Source organism: Streptomyces sp. NPDC059900, from assembly GCF_050270335.1.
In the GTDB taxonomy this organism is placed as follows: domain Bacteria; phylum Actinomycetota; class Actinomycetes; order Streptomycetales; family Streptomycetaceae; genus Streptomyces.
On record NZ_JBNNJZ010000899.1, the window covers coordinates 1 to 2,277 of the forward strand.

At 68.6% G+C, this 2,277-nt stretch carries 2 protein-coding genes and 1 pseudogene; 2 read left to right on the forward strand and 1 reads right to left on the reverse strand.

The window, feature by feature from the left end; genetic code table 11:
* Positions 1-338, forward strand: a pseudogene (locus ACQKIP_RS45460) (carboxylesterase/lipase family protein); the annotation flags it as partial.
* Positions 339-570: 232 nt separating this feature from the next.
* Here the strand turns inward: ACQKIP_RS45460 and ACQKIP_RS45465 are convergent.
* A complete protein-coding gene (locus tag ACQKIP_RS45465) occupies positions 571-1,539 on the reverse strand; it encodes a helix-turn-helix domain-containing protein (RefSeq protein ID WP_365866511.1) in 969 nt (322 codons plus the stop codon).
* Between the two features lie 360 nt (positions 1,540-1,899).
* Here ACQKIP_RS45465 and ACQKIP_RS45470 point away from each other — a divergent pair.
* Positions 1,900-2,277, forward strand: a 378-nt coding sequence (locus tag ACQKIP_RS45470) for a peptidase inhibitor family I36 protein (RefSeq protein WP_427745679.1), incomplete at its 3' end; no start/stop codon positions are given.

The following is a 2,277-nucleotide window of genomic DNA, read 5'->3' on the forward strand; positions in this document are numbered from 1 at the left end:
ACCTGTTCGAACTGTGCTGGACCGCCCCGGCCCTCGGCGGCATCCTGGGCGCCTGCCACAGCCTCGACGTGCCCCTGGCGTTCGGCACGCTGGACAGCCCCGTCGCCACCCAACTCATCGGCCAGGAGCCTCCCGCCGAAGCCCTCGCGCTCTCCCGCGAACTCCGGGAGGCATGGGTCCGCTTCGTCACCACCGGCGACCCGGGCTGGCCCGCCCACCGGCCCGGCGGACACCTCACCCGCGTCCTGGACACCGAGTCCAAGACCCTGCCCTACCCCGAACAGGCATCCCGCCAGATCTGGGAAGGCCACACCCCCGCCCCCTTCGACCATGCGTAATGGTCCGGGTGGGCTCCTACGGCTGCGCCGCCGCCACTCACCTGCCCATCGGGGCAGCGCGAATCGGCGTACGGCCAGGCAACACCGGCCCGCTCGGCAACAGATCCCACCCCGGGGGTGACGGACGACATCAAGAGCCGGGAGAGGCCGGCAAGAGAGGGCCCGGCTCACGGATGATCCTTCCTCGTGTGGTGCAGGCAGTCAGACGTAAAGCGGTACTGCGTGCGGGCCGTCATGCGGGGGAGCGGTCGTGGTTTTGGTCGCGCCAGTTCCGTGGGGTGGTTCCGTATGCTCGCTTGAATACTTTGCTGAAGTGGGTCGCGTCGGTGAAGCCCCAGCGTCTGCCGGTCGCTGCGATGGTCCGCAGCCGGCCGTTCGGACCGGCCAGCTCTCGTTTGCACTCGGCCAGGCGGCGTGTGCGGATGAAGTCCCCGAGGCTGATCCCCGTCCGGGACAGCACGGCGTAGAGGTGGCGTACGGAGATGTCGTGCGCGGCGGCGATCCGTGCCGCCGACAGGTCGGGATCAGCCAGATGCCGGCGGATGTACTGAGTGACCCGCAGGCTCAGTGTCGCCTCCAGCGGCGCCTTGGCCAGGCTGGAGTTGCCTTGCTGCGACGTCAGGACGGCACGCAGGAGTTCGATGCTCGGTTGCGCGATGGCGTCGGCGTGGACGCCTTGGTGCAAGCGGTCGTTGCCGGCCAGTTGGGAGAAGTAGGTGAAGGCGAGGCTGGCAACCGGATTTCCGGAACCCAGGGCGATCGTGGTGCTCTCTCGCAGCAGCCGGTCGGGGAGCGCGAGTGCGGAGCGGGGGAAACGCAGGAAGTGGTGGTCGACGCCCTCGTCGAAGAGCAGGGTGTAGGGAGAGATCGATTCGTAGAGGGCGAACTCGCCCGTTTTCAGTACGCACTGGCGGCCGTTCTGTGCCACCAGGCTGGTGCCCGTCATCTGGAGTCCGAGGAAGACGGCCGGCTCCTCGTCCTGCCGGGCCAGCCGCTCCGTCCGTCGGATCGTGACCGCGGTCGCCCGCGCGGAACAGATCCGCAGTGGCCCCACGTTGGCGAGCCCGATGCGAACTGACATGTCATCAGCCGGTGGCCCGTGGTCGATGTCGACTGCCACCACGGATTCCCATACCGCGTGCCGGACCACCTCTTCCCGGTCCTGCGGCGGTATGAACGCGGTGTCCAGAACCGGGCTCATGAGGCCGGCCTTCGTCCGCGCCGGTCATGAAGTCGGCCTGACGCTCCCTCGGCCCCTTCCCGCACAAGTCCCCCCTTGGCTGGTCCAGTTGATCGGACCAGCGTGACAAGTGCCCAGACTGCTCGCAACGCTTTCGGCCGGGACACGCCGGGCCTTCGCCTGATGCGGCGCCGGCTCGAGCTGTGCACTACTGACACATTCCCCTGCACGAATGACAAAGTCCCAAGCCCGCCGGGACCCTAGGGTCCATCAGCGAGGCCGTCGCTGTTGATGCCGGCCGCAGCCTGGGCCACCCGCCACCGCCGCCGTTGCGGCCGACGTGGTCATCGGGAGTGGACCATGTGGGAGAGGACGATCCGAATGACGAACAAGACCGCACGATTCGCGTTGGCCGGAGTGACCTTACTCGGCCTGATGTCCGTGGCGCCGTCCGCGGCCGGGGCCGCGAAGGAGGGGAAGGAGAGCGGTATCCGGGCTGCCTACAACGGCCGGACCATCCAACTGTCCGACGGTTGGGACGGCGCCCGGGTGTGCGCGCAGATGGCGGTCGGCGATGTCCGTTGCTTCGACGATGACGCCGCCTACCGCGCCGCGATGAACCTGCCTGCGGCCAACGGCGGGGCCATCGGAACCGCGGGTGTCTATGACTGCCCGCCGGCCTGGATGTGCCTGTGGGACAACCGCGCCTACACGGGGCGCAGGCTGCAGTGGAGGGACCCGGGGTCCTTTGATCTCAGC